14 protein-coding genes are annotated in these 13558 nt (G+C 56.4%); 9 read left to right on the top strand and 5 right to left on the bottom strand.

Translation table 11 applies throughout. The features are described from left to right. Positions 1–25 precede the first annotated feature (25 nt). Positions 26–277 (bottom strand): DUF2766 family protein, encoded by a 252-nt coding sequence (locus tag NB069_RS13935; protein WP_039030868.1) that lies wholly within the window; start codon positions 275–277, stop codon positions 26–28. A gap of 94 nt (positions 278–371) precedes the next feature. Beyond that, positions 372–455, bottom strand: a complete 84-nt coding sequence (azuC, locus tag NB069_RS13940) for a stress response protein AzuC (protein ID WP_098946254.1) — start codon at positions 453–455, stop codon at positions 372–374. 211 nt (positions 456–666) lie between these two features. On the opposite strand from azuC, the gene NB069_RS13945 reads away from it, so the two are divergent. Then, a complete protein-coding gene (locus NB069_RS13945) occupies positions 667–2088 on the top strand; it encodes an MFS transporter (protein WP_250584459.1) in 1422 nt (473 codons plus the stop codon). A gap of 41 nt (positions 2089–2129) precedes the next feature. On the opposite strand, the gene NB069_RS13950 is transcribed toward NB069_RS13945, so the two are convergent. After that, positions 2130–2768 carry an RpiB/LacA/LacB family sugar-phosphate isomerase gene (locus NB069_RS13950; protein ID WP_250584461.1) on the bottom strand — a complete coding sequence of 213 codons (639 nt, stop codon included), beginning with the start codon at positions 2766–2768 and terminating at the stop codon, positions 2130–2132. A 295-nt stretch (positions 2769–3063) separates the two neighbouring features. Here NB069_RS13950 and yecR point away from each other — a divergent pair, with 295 nt between their 5' ends. The 3 genes from yecR to tyrP all read left to right on the top strand — a co-directional run bounded on the left by yecR (position 3064) and on the right by tyrP (position 5623). Further along, complete coding sequence (yecR, locus tag NB069_RS13955; protein ID WP_250584463.1) at positions 3064–3405, top strand: YecR family lipoprotein; 342 nt, start codon at positions 3064–3066, stop codon at positions 3403–3405. A gap of 206 nt (positions 3406–3611) precedes the next feature. Then, the gene (gene ftnA / locus NB069_RS13960) at positions 3612–4109 is read left to right on the top strand and encodes a non-heme ferritin (RefSeq protein ID WP_250584465.1); all 498 of its coding nucleotides are present in this window, start codon (positions 3612–3614) and stop codon (positions 4107–4109) included. A 302-nt stretch (positions 4110–4411) separates the two neighbouring features. Then, entirely contained in the window at positions 4412–5623 is a 1212-nt protein-coding gene (gene tyrP / locus NB069_RS13965; RefSeq protein ID WP_250584467.1) for a tyrosine transporter TyrP, read from the top strand. 78 nt (positions 5624–5701) lie between these two features. On the opposite strand, the gene NB069_RS13970 is transcribed toward tyrP, so the two are convergent. Next, entirely contained in the window at positions 5702–6370 is a 669-nt protein-coding gene (locus tag NB069_RS13970) for a YecA family protein (RefSeq protein WP_250584470.1), read from the bottom strand. A gap of 421 nt (positions 6371–6791) precedes the next feature. Between NB069_RS13970 and NB069_RS13975 the strand changes: the two genes are divergently transcribed. From NB069_RS13975 to NB069_RS13995, 5 genes are all read left to right on the top strand, one after another. Beyond that, complete coding sequence (locus NB069_RS13975) at positions 6792–7913, top strand: branched-chain amino acid ABC transporter substrate-binding protein (RefSeq protein WP_250584472.1); 1122 nt, start codon at positions 6792–6794, stop codon at positions 7911–7913. A gap of 97 nt (positions 7914–8010) precedes the next feature. After that, positions 8011–8925, top strand: coding sequence for an ABC transporter permease subunit (locus tag NB069_RS13980; RefSeq protein WP_250589520.1), 915 nt, complete (start codon positions 8011–8013; stop codon positions 8923–8925). Between the two features lie 10 nt (positions 8926–8935). Further along, positions 8936–10237, top strand: coding sequence for a high-affinity branched-chain amino acid ABC transporter permease LivM (livM, locus tag NB069_RS13985; RefSeq protein ID WP_250584474.1), 1302 nt, complete (start codon positions 8936–8938; stop codon positions 10235–10237). Then, positions 10234–11109 carry an ABC transporter ATP-binding protein gene (locus NB069_RS13990; protein WP_250584476.1) on the top strand — a complete coding sequence of 292 codons (876 nt, stop codon included), beginning with the start codon at positions 10234–10236 and terminating at the stop codon, positions 11107–11109. The genes livM and NB069_RS13990 overlap by 4 nt, the downstream gene beginning before the upstream one ends. Beyond that, a complete protein-coding gene (locus tag NB069_RS13995) occupies positions 11106–11822 on the top strand; it encodes an ABC transporter ATP-binding protein (RefSeq protein WP_250584478.1) in 717 nt (238 codons plus the stop codon). Before NB069_RS13990 ends, NB069_RS13995 begins: the two co-directional genes overlap by 4 nt. Before the next feature lie 60 nt (positions 11823–11882). Here NB069_RS13995 and NB069_RS14000 read toward each other — a convergent pair whose 3' ends face one another. After that, positions 11883–13457, bottom strand: coding sequence for a sulfatase-like hydrolase/transferase (locus tag NB069_RS14000; RefSeq protein ID WP_250584480.1), 1575 nt, complete (start codon positions 13455–13457; stop codon positions 11883–11885). Positions 13458–13558: the final 101 nt, after the last annotated feature.

Genomic DNA, 13558 nt, shown 5'->3' on the forward strand with positions numbered 1-13558 from the left:
TCTAAATTCGAAACGTCGGTTTATTTTAGTGAGATTCGCCCTGCGGCGTAAACTTCAGCTCAATCAGCGCAATGGCTTTCTGCACGGCGCGCAGCGTGACAGGGTCGGCTGAAGCAGGATTACTGGCGAAATCGATGTTTTTCAGCTGGCTCGACATCTTTTCGCGCACCTCTGCGGGGGCGATGATTTCAATCACATCAAGGATTTGTTTGATGACCAGCTGGCATGCAACGACGTCAGAGATCAGTTCCTGATCGGCACTGAGGTTTTGAGACATAGGCTTCTCCTGTTTGAAAGGCCGCCATAGTAGCAAAACGTCAGCATTGATGCGGCGTACAGGCACAAAAAAACCTGCCGAAGCAGGTTTTTTATCAGAACATCGCGCCTGGCGGTACGTCCTTGAAGGTCTTGCAGTAGGATTCGAACATGCTTTTCAGGATTTTGCGCAATTTCATCATTATGCTCCGGCTAAATGTTATGCAGGTGTTATCGTTGATGCGCTTATAATATGACCTACATCACAAAAATCAATCTTTTTGTGATATTCATCACGCCAGTTTATTTAAAGCAAAACAGCGTTCCGATTAAAAATAAATATAATTCATAGCGTTACCGGACAAATGTTCCTGTAAATTTTTAAAAAAAAGTTTAAGCGGCAGAGGAAAAATGACCGAGAAACTCTCCGGCAAAGCGGCAAGCGGGATCTCCCCCGCTGCGCTGTTAGTGGCTGGCGCATTCTTTATGGAGTTCCTGGACGGCACGGTGATCGCCACGGCGCTGCCCGATATGGCAAAGAGCTTTGGCGTGCAGGCGGTGGATCTCAACATCGGGATCAGCGCCTATCTCATCACGCTCGCGGTACTGATTCCGGCCAGCGGCTGGATCGCCGATCGCTTCGGCGCCCGCAAGGTCTTTACCCTCGCCCTGGCCATCTTCACCCTTGCCTCGGTGCTGTGCGGTCTCGCCACCAGCGTCGACCAGTTTGTCGCCATGCGCGTGCTGCAGGGGATGGGCGGCGCACTGATGGTGCCGGTAGGTCGCCTTGCCGTGCTGCGCACCACGCCAAAACATCTGTTGATTACCGCCATCGCCACCCTCACCTGGCCCGCACTGGTGGCCCCCATCATCGGCCCGCCGCTGGGTGGGTTTATTACCAGCTACGCCAGCTGGCGCTGGATCTTCTTTATTAACGTTCCCCTGGGGCTGATAGCTATCGCGCTGGCGCTGCGCATCATCCCGGATATCTGTGAAGAGACCCGCCGCCCGTTCGATACGCCTGGCTTTATCGCCACCTCGGTGGCGATGGTGAGCCTGGTCTATGCCATGGAGATGATGGGGGCGGAGCAGGTGAACACGGATGTGACCCTTGCGCTGCTGGCGACTGGCGTGGTGACGATGATCTATGCCCTGCGCCATTTCCGACGCGCCGAATGGCCGATGATCCGCCTCGATGCCCTTCAGGTGCCCACCTTTCGCGTGACGATGTTTGGTGGCTCGCTGTTTCGCGCCTCCATCAGCGCCGTGCCCTTTTTGCTGCCGCTGCTCTTTCAGGTGGGATTCGGGATGGACGCGTTCCACTCGGGTTTACTGGTGCTGGCGGTGTTCGTCGGCAACCTGACCATAAAACCTGCGACCACGCCGCTGCTGCGCGGGCTGGGGTTCAAAAAGCTGCTGCTGATTAACGGCGCGCTGAACGTGCTGGCCCTGCTGGCCTGCGCCTTCCTGACGCCGCAAACCCCGGTGTGGGTCATCATGCTGATCCTTTATCTCGGGGGCGTTTTCCGTTCTATCCAGTTTACCGCCATCAGCACCCTCGCCTTTGCCGACGTGCCTTCGCCGCAGATGAGCTATGCCAACACGCTGTTCTCCACCGCGACGCAGCTGGCGGTTGGGCTGGGGATTACGCTCGGTGCCATCGGGATCCGTATCGGCGAACTGATCAGCGGGTGGCTGGGAATGGAATCGCTGCCGGGGATCAGTTTCCGGCTGGCGTTTGTGGCCATTGCGCTGGTGTGTCTGCTGGGGATGGTGGATACGCTGCGGCTGGTGAAGGATGCCGGCAGCGCGGTATCCAGAAAACAGGCATAAAAAAAGCCAGCGCAAGCTGGCTTTTTACTGGCTCTGGCAACTTAGCCGATAATGCCGCGAACAAAGGCTTCAATCTCTTTGTCCTGGCAGTTCTCGAAGAAGCACTGCTGGAAGCGCTGACCGGTTACTGCGGTTTTGACCAGCTCAGGATCGATAGCGCGCAGGGTGTCGAGATAGTTCTCTTTCACGACAGCCGCTTTCACCTGGTTCAGGATGCCCGCGTTACGCACCTGAGGCTCTTTACGCTCTGGCGGATACCCTTCGCCTTTGCGGCCGGTAAAGGCTTTTTCAAAGATAAAGCGCACGTTCAGCTCTGCGCCCCAGCCGAAGCCTTTAGCAAATGGCAGGGAGAGCGCGTTACCGTTGTTGATCTGCGCAAACAGGAAGGCGTCAGCCGGATCGATGCAGTAACCACACACCACGCCCGGATGGATGTTCAGGGACATCAGCGCGCCCTGGCCGGTACCGCAGCCGGTCACCACGAAATCAACTGCTTTTGAATTCAGCAGGATGCTCGCCATGATCCCCAGGTGGATATAGGTCAGGTGGTGATCGTTTTCGTCGCTCATCCCAACGTTATAAACAGGGAAACCTTTCTCATCAGCAACGGCGTTCAATTCCTTGAGGATGATGGCGTTTTTTGGCGCCTGGCTGTTTTCCATCATCAGTGCAATTTTCATTCTTCGTCTCCTGAATGCGATGCGGGGCACCCCGCTGTGAATAGCTTACCTGTTAAACCTTACTACTAAGCAAACACACTTTCAAATTAAGTGAAAAATAGTTTCAAAAAACAAAGATGCGCTCACAATTTTATGATCGAAAGGGTTTTTACCGCCGACTCATAAGCAAGTGACATATCATTGAAGGAGAGGGATGCTCGTGGCAAAGAGAAGGGACAGAACAGGCGGTTATTCCAGGCATTGCGCTACGCGTATGGCGCTAGTATAGGTTATTTCAACGCATTCAGAGTGTTCTATGAAGAGATTATGCACGGTCGGACTGGTGCTGTTACTGGCCGGTTGCGGCATCACCCGCAAGGCTGAAGTCCGCAGCGTCGATGTCAACTCGGGGGTCGTCAGGCTCGATTATGGTCAGCCCCTGTTCCAGACCTCGTATGATGATGCTTATGTCACAAGCGGCACCGCGACCCGCGAATGTCAGGCCATGGGATACAGCACGGCTCAGGCTTACGGTCAGCCGATCGAAACCTGTAGCGTGATCAGCGGCTCGCTGTGTCTGAATAAAACCGTGACTATCCAGTACCAGTGCCACGGCTATGCCCCCGCGCCTGCCGTCACCACGTCCGCTTATTATTAATTGGGTTGCCAGCGCTTATGCTGGCAATAATATTATAAACACGAAACAGAATAATTCTCATTAATAAATATAGAATAGCCGCAATGCGTTTTATTCCCATTCGTATTTTGGTTATTCAAATATTTATTTTACTTTTTGCAAATAAATTAATAACAAATTATAGTGGCGCTCACGTTGACCTGTTAATAATAAAACGGAGCTACACCATGCTTAAAACTGAAATGATCGACAAGCTCAATGAGCAAATGAATCTCGAGCTTTACTCCTCCCTGCTTTACCAACAGATGAGCGCCTGGTGTAGCTATCACAGTTTCGAAGGCGCGGCGGCATTTATGCGTCGTCACGCGCAGGAAGAGATGACCCACATGCAGCGTCTCTTTGATTATCTTACCGATACCGGCAGTCTGCCACGCATCAGTCAGGTGGCATCGCCGTTCGCAGAGTATGCGTCGCTGGACGAACTGTTCCGCGCCACCTACGAGCACGAACAGCTGATCACCCGGAAAATTAATGAACTGGTTCATGCGGCCATGACCAGCCAGGATTATGGCACCTTTAATTTCCTGCAGTGGTATGTGGCAGAACAGCATGAAGAAGAGAAACTGTTTAAATCCGTTCTCGATAAATTGTCGCTGGCCGGTCAGTCGGGTGAAGGGCTGTACTTTATTGATAAAGAGCTGTCGACGCTCGACGGGCAAAATTAATATTCGTGCGGCGCCTTCAGGCGCCGCGTTATTATTAATGGCGCAGTTTTATGTTGTATTAAACCAACCTCTCTCTACCCTCCCCGCCATCGCCGCCTCACTTTTTTGATTATTTATAAGAAACGTCGCTTATGAACCGGGTGAATAACCCCCTTTTATGGACATACGACCTGGGCTGGACTAAAGCTAAACTCGTAAAGTTAAATTTACAGAGGTTGTAACGCCGGTTTGACGAAGCTTCGCTTTTCCCTTACTCTGCGCCGCAGATTTTGTCGTCATGACGTCGGGTTTTAGAGGAAAACGTGAAGAACAGAACGCTGGGTAGTATTTTTATCGTCGCCGGAACGACGATTGGCGCGGGGATGCTGGCGATGCCGCTGGCGGCGGCGGGCGTCGGCTTTGGCGTAACGCTGGTATTATTGGGCGTTCTGTGGGCGCTGATGTGTTACACCGCCCTGCTGCTGCTTGAGGTGTATCAGCACGTTCCCGCCGATACCGGGCTGGGGACGCTTGCCGGGCGTTATCTGGGGCGGTTTGGTCAGTGGATCGCTGGCTTCAGCATGATGTTCCTGATGTATGCCCTCACCGCGGCCTATATCAGCGGCGCCGGGGAGCTGATTGCCTCCAGCGTCAACGACTGGTTTAACGCCGATATCGCTCCCACCACCGGCGTGATCTTCTTCACCCTGATTGGCGGCGGCGTGGTCTGCGTCGGCACGTCGCTGGTGGATCTGTTCAACCGCTTCCTGTTCTCGGCAAAAATCATTTTCCTGGTCGTGATGCTGGCGCTGCTGGCGCCGCATATTCATAAGGTCAACTTACTGACGCTTCCCCTGGAGAAAGGGTTAGCGCTGTCGGCGATCCCGGTGATTTTTACCTCGTTTGGTTTTCACGGCAGTGTGCCGAGCATTGTCAGCTACATGAATGGTAACGTGCGTAAGCTGCGCTGGATCTTTATGACCGGCAGCGCCATTCCGCTGGTGGCCTACATCTTCTGGCAGCTGGTGACGCTCGGCAGCATCAACTCGTCGAGCTTTATGGGGATGCTGGCCAGCCATAGCGGGCTGAACGGCCTGCTGCAGGCGGTGCGCGAAGTGGTCGCATCCCCGCACGTTGAGCTGGCGGTGCATCTTTTTGCCGACCTCGCGCTGGCGACCTCCTTCCTCGGCGTGGCACTGGGTCTGTTTGATTATCTGGCAGACCTGTTCCAGCGCAGCCGTACGGTCAGCGGACGTATCCAGACCGGGGCGATCACCTTCCTGCCGCCGCTGGCCTTTGCGCTGTTCTATCCCCGGGGTTTTGTAATGGCGTTAGGTTATGCGGGGGTGGCACTGGCGGTACTGGCTCTGCTGTTGCCGTCGCTGCTGGTCTGGCAAAGCCGTAAACACCATCCTGAAGGCGATTACCGGGTGCCGGGGGGTAAGCCTGCGCTCTGTCTGGTCTTTGCCTGCGGGATCGCGATAATTCTCGTGCAGTTCGGCATTGCAGCCGGGCTGTTGCCAGAGGTGGGATAAATAATCGCCGGGTGGCGCCACGCTTACCCGGCCTGCTATCCCCGCAGGCCCGCGCAAGCGAAGCGCCGCCGAGCGCTGTTAATGCAGACAGCAGTTCTTGAATTTTTTGCCGCTGCCGCACGGACAAGGGTCGTTGCGCCCCACTTTTGTCCCGTTGATCACCGGCTGCTGAGCGACCGGCTCCTGCGGGTTGGCGCTCCAGTAGTTATACAGGCGAAGCGCCGCCGGGCGGATGTTATCGATGCTCGCCTGGAACTCCTCTTCCGTTAAGGTATCCAGACGCTCAAAGTTCTCTTCCGAACCGTGCAGCGCAATCAGATTCAGATCGGCACGCAGGGATTCTGGCAGGGATGACCAGTCGGTCAGCGCCACGCCGCGCATATAGCCGAAGCACCACTCTTCCACCACGGTATAGGTTTGCCCCTCGACATCGTTCATGCCGAACATCGGTTCAAACTGATCCGGGTAGTCGCTCAGACGCTCGGCGATATCGTTCATGTGCTTGAAGCAGAGATCGATAAAGCGGTTCATCTCGCGCTCGTTCTTCCAGCGCGGAATGTTTTTCTCCCCACCCCATACCGCCACCAGCCAGCGGTCCGGCTCCACCACCACCGGGCCAGACAGTACCGCGGTCAGCATACCGTCGAGTTCTGAGACGTCCATAATGGACTCGTCGTCATGGCCGTAGGTCATCAGGGTCTCTTCCAGCCACTCCATTTCGGTTTCGTTTAACGGGCCTTCGCTCATGGTACTTCTCCTGCAGAATAGAATTGCGTGCAGGGTAACACAGAAACCGCGCCTCCCCTGCTAATTGCACGGGCTATGCTGGTGCAAAACGGCGCAAATCGTGACCGTTGCACAACTTATGGGCTTTGTTGTTAATGAGATGTGATCCCCGCTGTAATTTCACTTCGTGGCGCCGGGGGGCTTAAAACGGCGCTCTATACTGAAAATTGTCTAAACATGGCAATACGCTGCCCGTTCTGGCAACCATTTTGCTTAACATTGTTCTGTCGGGGAGATGCGTCAGACAACCTCGCCTGTTTCTGCAGTTTGTCGTCCGTTTAGTGCAGTCCATTTAGTGCAATGCGTTTTGGATTGGGTACGCCTCAGGGCGTACGACTACACAGGGTTCGTGCAAAAAATCACTCAGAAAAGGTACATAATAATGTCGCTGAAATTCATCAGAAGTCCTCTTTCTCTTGTCATGGCAGGCTGCCTGGTCACGGCGTTTTCCGCCCAGGCTGATATTGTGATCGGTGTGGCGGGTCCCTTTACCGGGCCGAATGCAACGTACGGGGATCAGTACTGGCACGGCGCAACCCAGGCTGCGGAAGACATTAACGCCGCAGGCGGCATTAATGGCGAGAAGATCAAACTGGTGCAGGGCGATGACGCCTGTGAACCGAAACAGGCCGTCTCGGTCGCCAACCGTCTGGTAGACCAGGATAAAGTCAAAGCCGTGGTCGGCCACTTCTGCTCCTCCTCCACCATGCCAGCCTCTGAGGTCTATAACGACGCGGGCGTGCTGGCCATCACCCCCGGCTCCACTAACCCGCAGATCACCGAGCGGGGCATGAGCGACATGTTCCGCATGTGCGGGCGCGACGACCAGCAGGGACAGGTCGCCAGCGATTTCATTATTGATAAGCTAAAAGCCAAACGGGTGGCGATCATCCACGACAAAGATACCTACGGTCAGGGTCTGGCGGATGCCACCAAAGCGGCGCTGGCGAAACGCGGCGTTAAGGACGTGATGTACGAAGGGCTGTCCCGCGGTGAAAAAGACTTTAACGCCCTGGTGACCAAAATTGGTGCCCAGAAGCCGGACGTGGTCTTCTTCGGCGGCTGTCATCCGGAAGCGGGTCCGCTGGTGCGTCAGATGCGTGAGCAGGGCGTGCAGGCGAAATTCTTCTCCGGGGACTGCATCGTCAACGAAGAGATGGTCACTGCCGCCGGCGGCGCGCAGTACACCAATGGCATCTATATGACCTTCGGCAAAGATCCGCGTCTGATCCCGGAAGGCAAAGCGGTGATCGAGAAGTTCCGCGCCAGCAAGTTCGAGCCGGAAGGCTACACCCTCTACGCCTACGCCTCTGTACAGGCCATTGCAGCGGCCTTTAAAGCCGCAGGCGGTGCCGATCCGGCCAAAGCCAGCGAATGGCTGAAGGCCAATTCGGTGGATACCGTAATGGGCAAAAAATCCTGGGACAGCAAAGGCGACCTGAAAGTCTCCGACTACGTGGTGTATCAGTGGGACGACAAAGGCAAATATAAGGAAGTGCAGTAACCGGACGGAATCACGCTCAACGTCGGTATGGCGACATACCGACGCACTATAACCAACGGGCCGCCTCCCCCGCGGCCTGAAACACGAGCGCGCGATGATGGAAACTTTCTTTCTGCAGCAGTTAATCAATGGCTTAACGCTGGGCTCCGTCTACGGATTGATAGCCATCGGCTACACCATGGTATACGGCATTATTGGCATGATTAATTTCGCCCACGGCGAAGTCTATATGATCTCCGCCTACCTCTGCGCTATCGGCCTGGCGCTCCTCTCCTTCTTCGGGCTGGAATCTTTCCCGCTGCTGATCCTCGGCACGCTGGTCTTTACCATCGTGGTGACGGGGGTGTACGGCTGGACCATCGAGCGCATCGCCTATAAACCGCTGCGTAACTCCACGCGTCTGGCCCCGCTGATCTCCGCCATCGGCATGTCGCTGATCCTGCAAAACTACGCCCAGTTAAGCCAGGGGCCGCGCCAGCAAGGGGTGCCCACCATGCTGGACGGCGTGCTGCGCTTTCACATTGGCGAGGGCTTTGTGCAGATCACCTACACCAAAGTCTTCATCCTGATCGCCTCCTTCACCGGCATGCTGGTGCTCACCTGGATAATCAGTAACACCCGTTTAGGGCGGATGTGTCGCGCGGTGCAGCAGGACCGCAAGATGGCGTCGATCCTGGGCATCAACACCGACCGGATCATCTCCCTGGTGTTCGTGATTGGCGCGGCGATGGCCGGACTGGCGGGGGTGCTGATCACCATGAACTACGGCACCTTTGACTTTTACGCCGGGTTTATCATCGGGATTAAGGCCTTTACCGCCGCCGTGCTCGGGGGGATCGGCTCCCTGCCCGGCGCCATGTTAGGGGGGCTTATCCTCGGGATTGCCGAGGCGCAGTTTTCGGGCATGGTGAACTCCGATTATAAAGATGTGTTCTCCTTTGGATTGCTGGTAGTGATCCTTATTTTCCGTCCTCAGGGACTGCTTGGCCGCCCTGTGGTGGCCAAAGTATGAGGGAAGCAAAATGACGTCACAGATCGTTTCGCAGCCCGTGGATCACGACGGGTTTTCACTCAAACGCTGCATCCTCGATGCCATTTTTGCCGGGATGGTCGCGCTGATTATCTTTGGTCCGGTGGCGGGCGTGGTGCTGGATGGCTACAGCTTTAACTTCGAAGGGCGGCGGCTGGTGTGGATCATCGCCACGGTGATGACCGGGCGTTTTTTACTCAGCGCCTTCTTAATGACCGCGCCGGGCAGACGCGTGCTGGCGCGTTTCGATAACGATAACTCGGGGGTTTACGTGCGCCCGCCGGAGTACAAAAGCCGGATGCGCTGGATCCTGCCGCTGATCGTCACCCTGGCGGTTTGCTTCCCGTTTGTCGCCACCAAATACGTGCTGACGGTGGCGATCCTCGGCCTGATTTACGTCCTGCTCGGGCTCGGGCTGAACATCGTGGTCGGGCTCGCGGGGCTGCTGGATCTGGGCTATGTCGCCTTTTACGCGATTGGCGCCTACGGGCTGGCGCTGGGTTATCAGTATCTGGGGCTCGGCTTCTGGAGCATGCTGCCGCTGGCGGCGCTAATGGCCGCCGCCGCCGGCGCGTTGCTCGGCTTCCCGGTGCTGCGAATGCACGGCGATTATCTGGCGATTGTGACCCTCGGTTTCGGGGAGATCATCCGCCTGGTGCTGAACAACTGGCTCACCTTTACCGGCGGGCCGAACGGTATCTCCGCCCCGCCCCCTACCCTGTTCGGGCTGGAGTTTGGCCGCCGGGCGAAAGATGGCGGCGTGCCTTTCCATGAATTTTTCAACCTGACGTTTAACCCTAACCTGAAGTTCATCTTTATCTACGCCATTCTGCTGCTGGTGGTGCTGCTGGTGCTGTACATCAAGCACCGCCTGACGCGGATGCCCATTGGTCGCGCCTGGGAAGCGCTGCGCGAAGACGAAATTGCCTGTCGCTCCCTGGGCCTTAACCATGTGCTGGTGAAGCTCTCGGCCTTTACCCTCGGGGCCTCCACGGCGGGGATCGCCGGGGTGTTCTTCGCCACGTATCAGGGGTTTGTTAACCCCACCTCGTTCACCTTTTTTGAGTCGGCCCTGATCCTCGCCATCGTGGTGTTAGGCGGGATGGGCTCCACCGTCGGGGTGGTGCTGGCGGCTTTTGTCCTGACCGTCACCCCGGAGCTGTTGCGTACCTTTGCCGAATACCGCGTGCTGCTGTTTGGCGTCCTGATGGTGGTGATGATGATCTGGCGCCCGCGCGGGCTGATCCGCATCAACCGCACCGGCTTTGCGGTGCGTAAGGGCGTGGCACCATGAACGGGACCATCTTGAGCGTGGAGCATCTGATGATGCACTTTGGCGGCATTAAGGCATTAAACGACGTCAATCTTGAGGTACAGCGCGGCTCCATCACCGCCCTGATTGGGCCGAACGGCGCGGGCAAAACCACGGTATTCAACTGCCTGACCGGTTTTTATCGGGCCTCCGGGGGCAATATTCTGTTCAACACCCGGAGCAAAACCACCAACGTGATTCAGGTCCTCGGACAGAAATTCCAGCCCGGTGACTGGATCAACCCGGCGCGGTTCGGCCAGCGGTTGTTCTACAAAATGTTTGGCGGCACCCACCTGGTGAACCGGGCCGGGCTGGCGCGTACTTTCCAGAATATCCGCCTGTTCCGGGAGATGTCGGTGGTGGAGAACCTGCTGGTAGCCCAGCACATGCGGGTGAACCGCAACCTGCTGGCCGGGGTGCTGAACACGCCCGCGTATCGCCGGGCGGAGAGCGACGCCCTGGACAGGGCATTCTACTGGCTGGAGGTGGTGGACCTGGTGGACTGCGCCAACCGGCTGGCGGGGGAGATGTCTTATGGCCAGCAGCGGCGGCTCGAAATCGCCCGCGCCATGTGCACCGGGCCGGAGATGATCTGTCTCGATGAGCCCGCCGCCGGGCTGAACCCGGTGGAGACCCATACCCTGAGCAACATCATCCGCTATCTGCGGGATAACCATGGCATTACGGTGCTGCTGATTGAGCATGACATGGGGATGGTGATGGAGATCTCCGATCATATCATCGTGCTCGACCACGGGGATGTGATTGCCCAGGGAAAACCGGAGCAGATCCAGCACGACGAAAAAGTCATTGCCGCCTATCTGGGCACCGACGAGAGCGAGGTCAGCGTATGAGTGAGGCAATGCTGGAGTTTCGTCAGGTGGACGTGTACTACGGGGTGATCCAGGCTTTGAAGCAGGTCTCCCTGCAGGTGCACCCGGGCGAGACCGTGGCGCTGATCGGCGCTAACGGGGCGGGAAAGTCGACGTTGCTGATGTCGATTTTCGGCCAGCCGCGGGTACGCAGCGGGCAAATCCTCTTTTGCGGCAACGATATCAGCCATAAATCGACCCACTATGTCGCCTCGGGGGGCATTGCCCAGGCCCCGGAAGGACGGCGCATCTTCCCGGATATGACCGTCGAAGAGAACCTGCTGATGGGCACGATCCCCATTGGTAACCAGTACGCGGCGGAGGACCTGCAGACGATGTTTGACCTGTTTCCGCGCCTGAAGGAGCGGCGTAAACAGCGGGCAATGACCATGTCCGGCGGCGAGCAGCAGATGCTGGCCATCGCCCGCGCCCTGATGAGCCGCCCCAAATTATTACTGCTGGATGAGCCAAGCCTGGGGCTAGCGCCCATCGTGGTGAAGCAGATCTTCCAGACCCTGCGGGAGCTGACGCGCAACGGGATGACAATTTTCCTCGTCGAGCAGAATGCGCATCACGCCCTGAAGCTCTCCGACCGCGGTTATGTGATGGTCAACGGGCAGATCCGCCTCAGCGGCAGCGGCGAAGAGCTGCTGGGCAATCAGGATGTCAGAAAAGCCTATCTGGGTGGCGCGTAGGCAAAGTCCCTGGCCAGTCAGGCCTCCCTGGCTGGCATGACTATGCATAACTGTGCATCACTATGGATGGAGGTCGTCCGGGAGCTGGTCATAGTCCACTTTTTGCAGCTTAAAGTTGGTCACCCAGGATTTACCCGCCTCCTGCTCAGAAACAAACGGGTATGTTGGCGTCAGCTCTTTCGCCTGGATCCCGGTCCACACCGAGAAGAAATCGAGGAAATCATTGGCGGAACGCCGGGCTTTGATCAGGCGATGCTCTTTATCGTCGCTCGACAGGATCATAAACGGCACCTGATAGTTTTGCTGGTAAGCATCACCGTGAGCCATATATTGCCCCCCGGTCAGGCGGCCCTTATAGGTGAGACCGTGATCGGAGAAGTAGACCATTGAGAAACTTTCACCGGTGTTCTGCAGCTGCTGATAAAGCTGCTTTAACAGGGCGTCGGTCTGGGTAATGCTGTAGATATAGCAGGAGGTCTCTTTCGACTGCACAAACTCGGCGTATTTTCCCTGGGTGCGTTCGCAGGCCTGCGGATGAGAACCCATCAGATGCAGGACGATAAGCCGCGTTTCCGTTCGCGGAGCCGACAGCACCTGCTGCGTCATCTGCAGTAAGGCTTCATCCCGGGGATTGTTTTCATCTTCGTAATAACCCTTTCTGAGAAACTGCACGTCATCCGCACGCTTCGCAATACTGGCAATGGCCGTGTCGTACTCGCCAATCTGCCCCTGATTGGAGAACCACCAGGTCTGAAATCCGGCGCGATTCGCCAGGGTGACGAAGTTGTTTTGATACTCCGGGGTGCCGCCGCTTACCCGGCTCAGGGAATGCCCGAGGGAGGTTTGCGTGGAGGCGCTGGCGGCGACGAAATCGGTAAACAGCGTCCCCTTCACGGTGCTGGCAAAGGGGGTATTATTCCACTGCCCGCCAAAGGCCCCCAGCGCATCCCGGCGCGCGCTTTCGCCGATCACTACCACGTAGTTCTGGTAGCGAGGCTTTACCGCCAGCACGGTCCAGTTGTCCTTCATTTTGGCCAGCTCCAGCATATGCGCTTTTTCTGTGACCACTTCCCGATTGTTGATGACTACGTCCTTCACAAAGCGGAACACCGGATAGCCCACATCCATCAGGGTAAAGTGTCCCCAGTACACCAGGTTTTTAAGGGGGGTCATAAAGAAACAGAGCACGGCAAAAACCAGACACAGCATATCGACACGGCGCCAGACCTGTCCGGGTACAATTTTGCGCCGCAGCGCAACCACGCCTGACGCCAGAATAACCAGTGACACCAGGTAGCTGTGCCACGGGAATATCGTCAGGATCTCCACGGACTCATTAAAATTGGTGGAATGTAATGCTAACAGCGTATTGAAATTTGGCGCGCCATAGGCCTGTTGAAAAGGAAAGTAAAGGGCGGCCAGCAGTGTGCAGAGGGCAATAACCCCTTTCTGCAAACCGGGGGTTATTCTCCAGAGCACTAACAGCACGCAGCAAAATGCCACCGAATAGATCGGGCTGAATGAATAGCCGAAAGAAGAGTTGATCAGGACCGACTGTAGAAAATAAAAAGCGATCCAGGGATTAAGCGTAATATCGCGCATCCAGAGGGTATATTTGCTGGCTGTTATATTCATATTTATCCTAACCCGCAATATGTCGCAGCGAAACGCTGACGGCAAGGATCAACAAACCGCCGGTAAAGGCGATACAGGGATAAAAGTGGATCGCTGTAGAG

Origin of the sequence: Leclercia adecarboxylata, from assembly GCF_023639785.1 — a bacterium.
Classification (GTDB): Bacteria; Pseudomonadota; Gammaproteobacteria; order Enterobacterales; family Enterobacteriaceae; genus Enterobacter; species Enterobacter adecarboxylatus_D.

What these genes read in the sequence shown, in the direction of transcription:
- NB069_RS13935 (WP_039030868.1), bottom strand. Translation starts at nt 277, where the DNA reads ATGTCTCAAAACCTCAGTGCCGATCAGGAACTGATCTCTGACGTCGTT.
- azuC (WP_098946254.1), bottom strand. Translation starts at nt 455, where the DNA reads ATGAAATTGCGCAAAATCCTGAAAAGCATGTTCGAATCCTACTGCAAG.
- NB069_RS13945 (WP_250584459.1), top strand. Translation starts at nt 667, where the DNA reads ATGACCGAGAAACTCTCCGGCAAAGCGGCAAGCGGGATCTCCCCCGCT.
- NB069_RS13950 (WP_250584461.1), bottom strand. Translation starts at nt 2,768, where the DNA reads ATGAAAATTGCACTGATGATGGAAAACAGCCAGGCGCCAAAAAACGCC.
- yecR (WP_250584463.1), top strand. Translation starts at nt 3,064, where the DNA reads ATGAAGAGATTATGCACGGTCGGACTGGTGCTGTTACTGGCCGGTTGC.
- ftnA (WP_250584465.1), top strand. Translation starts at nt 3,612, where the DNA reads ATGCTTAAAACTGAAATGATCGACAAGCTCAATGAGCAAATGAATCTC.
- NB069_RS13970 (WP_250584470.1), bottom strand. Translation starts at nt 6,370, where the DNA reads ATGAGCGAAGGCCCGTTAAACGAAACCGAAATGGAGTGGCTGGAAGAG.
- NB069_RS13975 (WP_250584472.1), top strand. Translation starts at nt 6,792, where the DNA reads ATGTCGCTGAAATTCATCAGAAGTCCTCTTTCTCTTGTCATGGCAGGC.
- NB069_RS13980 (WP_250589520.1), top strand. Translation starts at nt 8,011, where the DNA reads ATGGAAACTTTCTTTCTGCAGCAGTTAATCAATGGCTTAACGCTGGGC.
- livM (WP_250584474.1), top strand. Translation starts at nt 8,936, where the DNA reads ATGACGTCACAGATCGTTTCGCAGCCCGTGGATCACGACGGGTTTTCA.
- NB069_RS13990 (WP_250584476.1), top strand. Translation starts at nt 10,234, where the DNA reads ATGAACGGGACCATCTTGAGCGTGGAGCATCTGATGATGCACTTTGGC.
- NB069_RS13995 (WP_250584478.1), top strand. Translation starts at nt 11,106, where the DNA reads ATGAGTGAGGCAATGCTGGAGTTTCGTCAGGTGGACGTGTACTACGGG.
- NB069_RS14000 (WP_250584480.1), bottom strand. Translation starts at nt 13,457, where the DNA reads ATGAATATAACAGCCAGCAAATATACCCTCTGGATGCGCGATATTACG.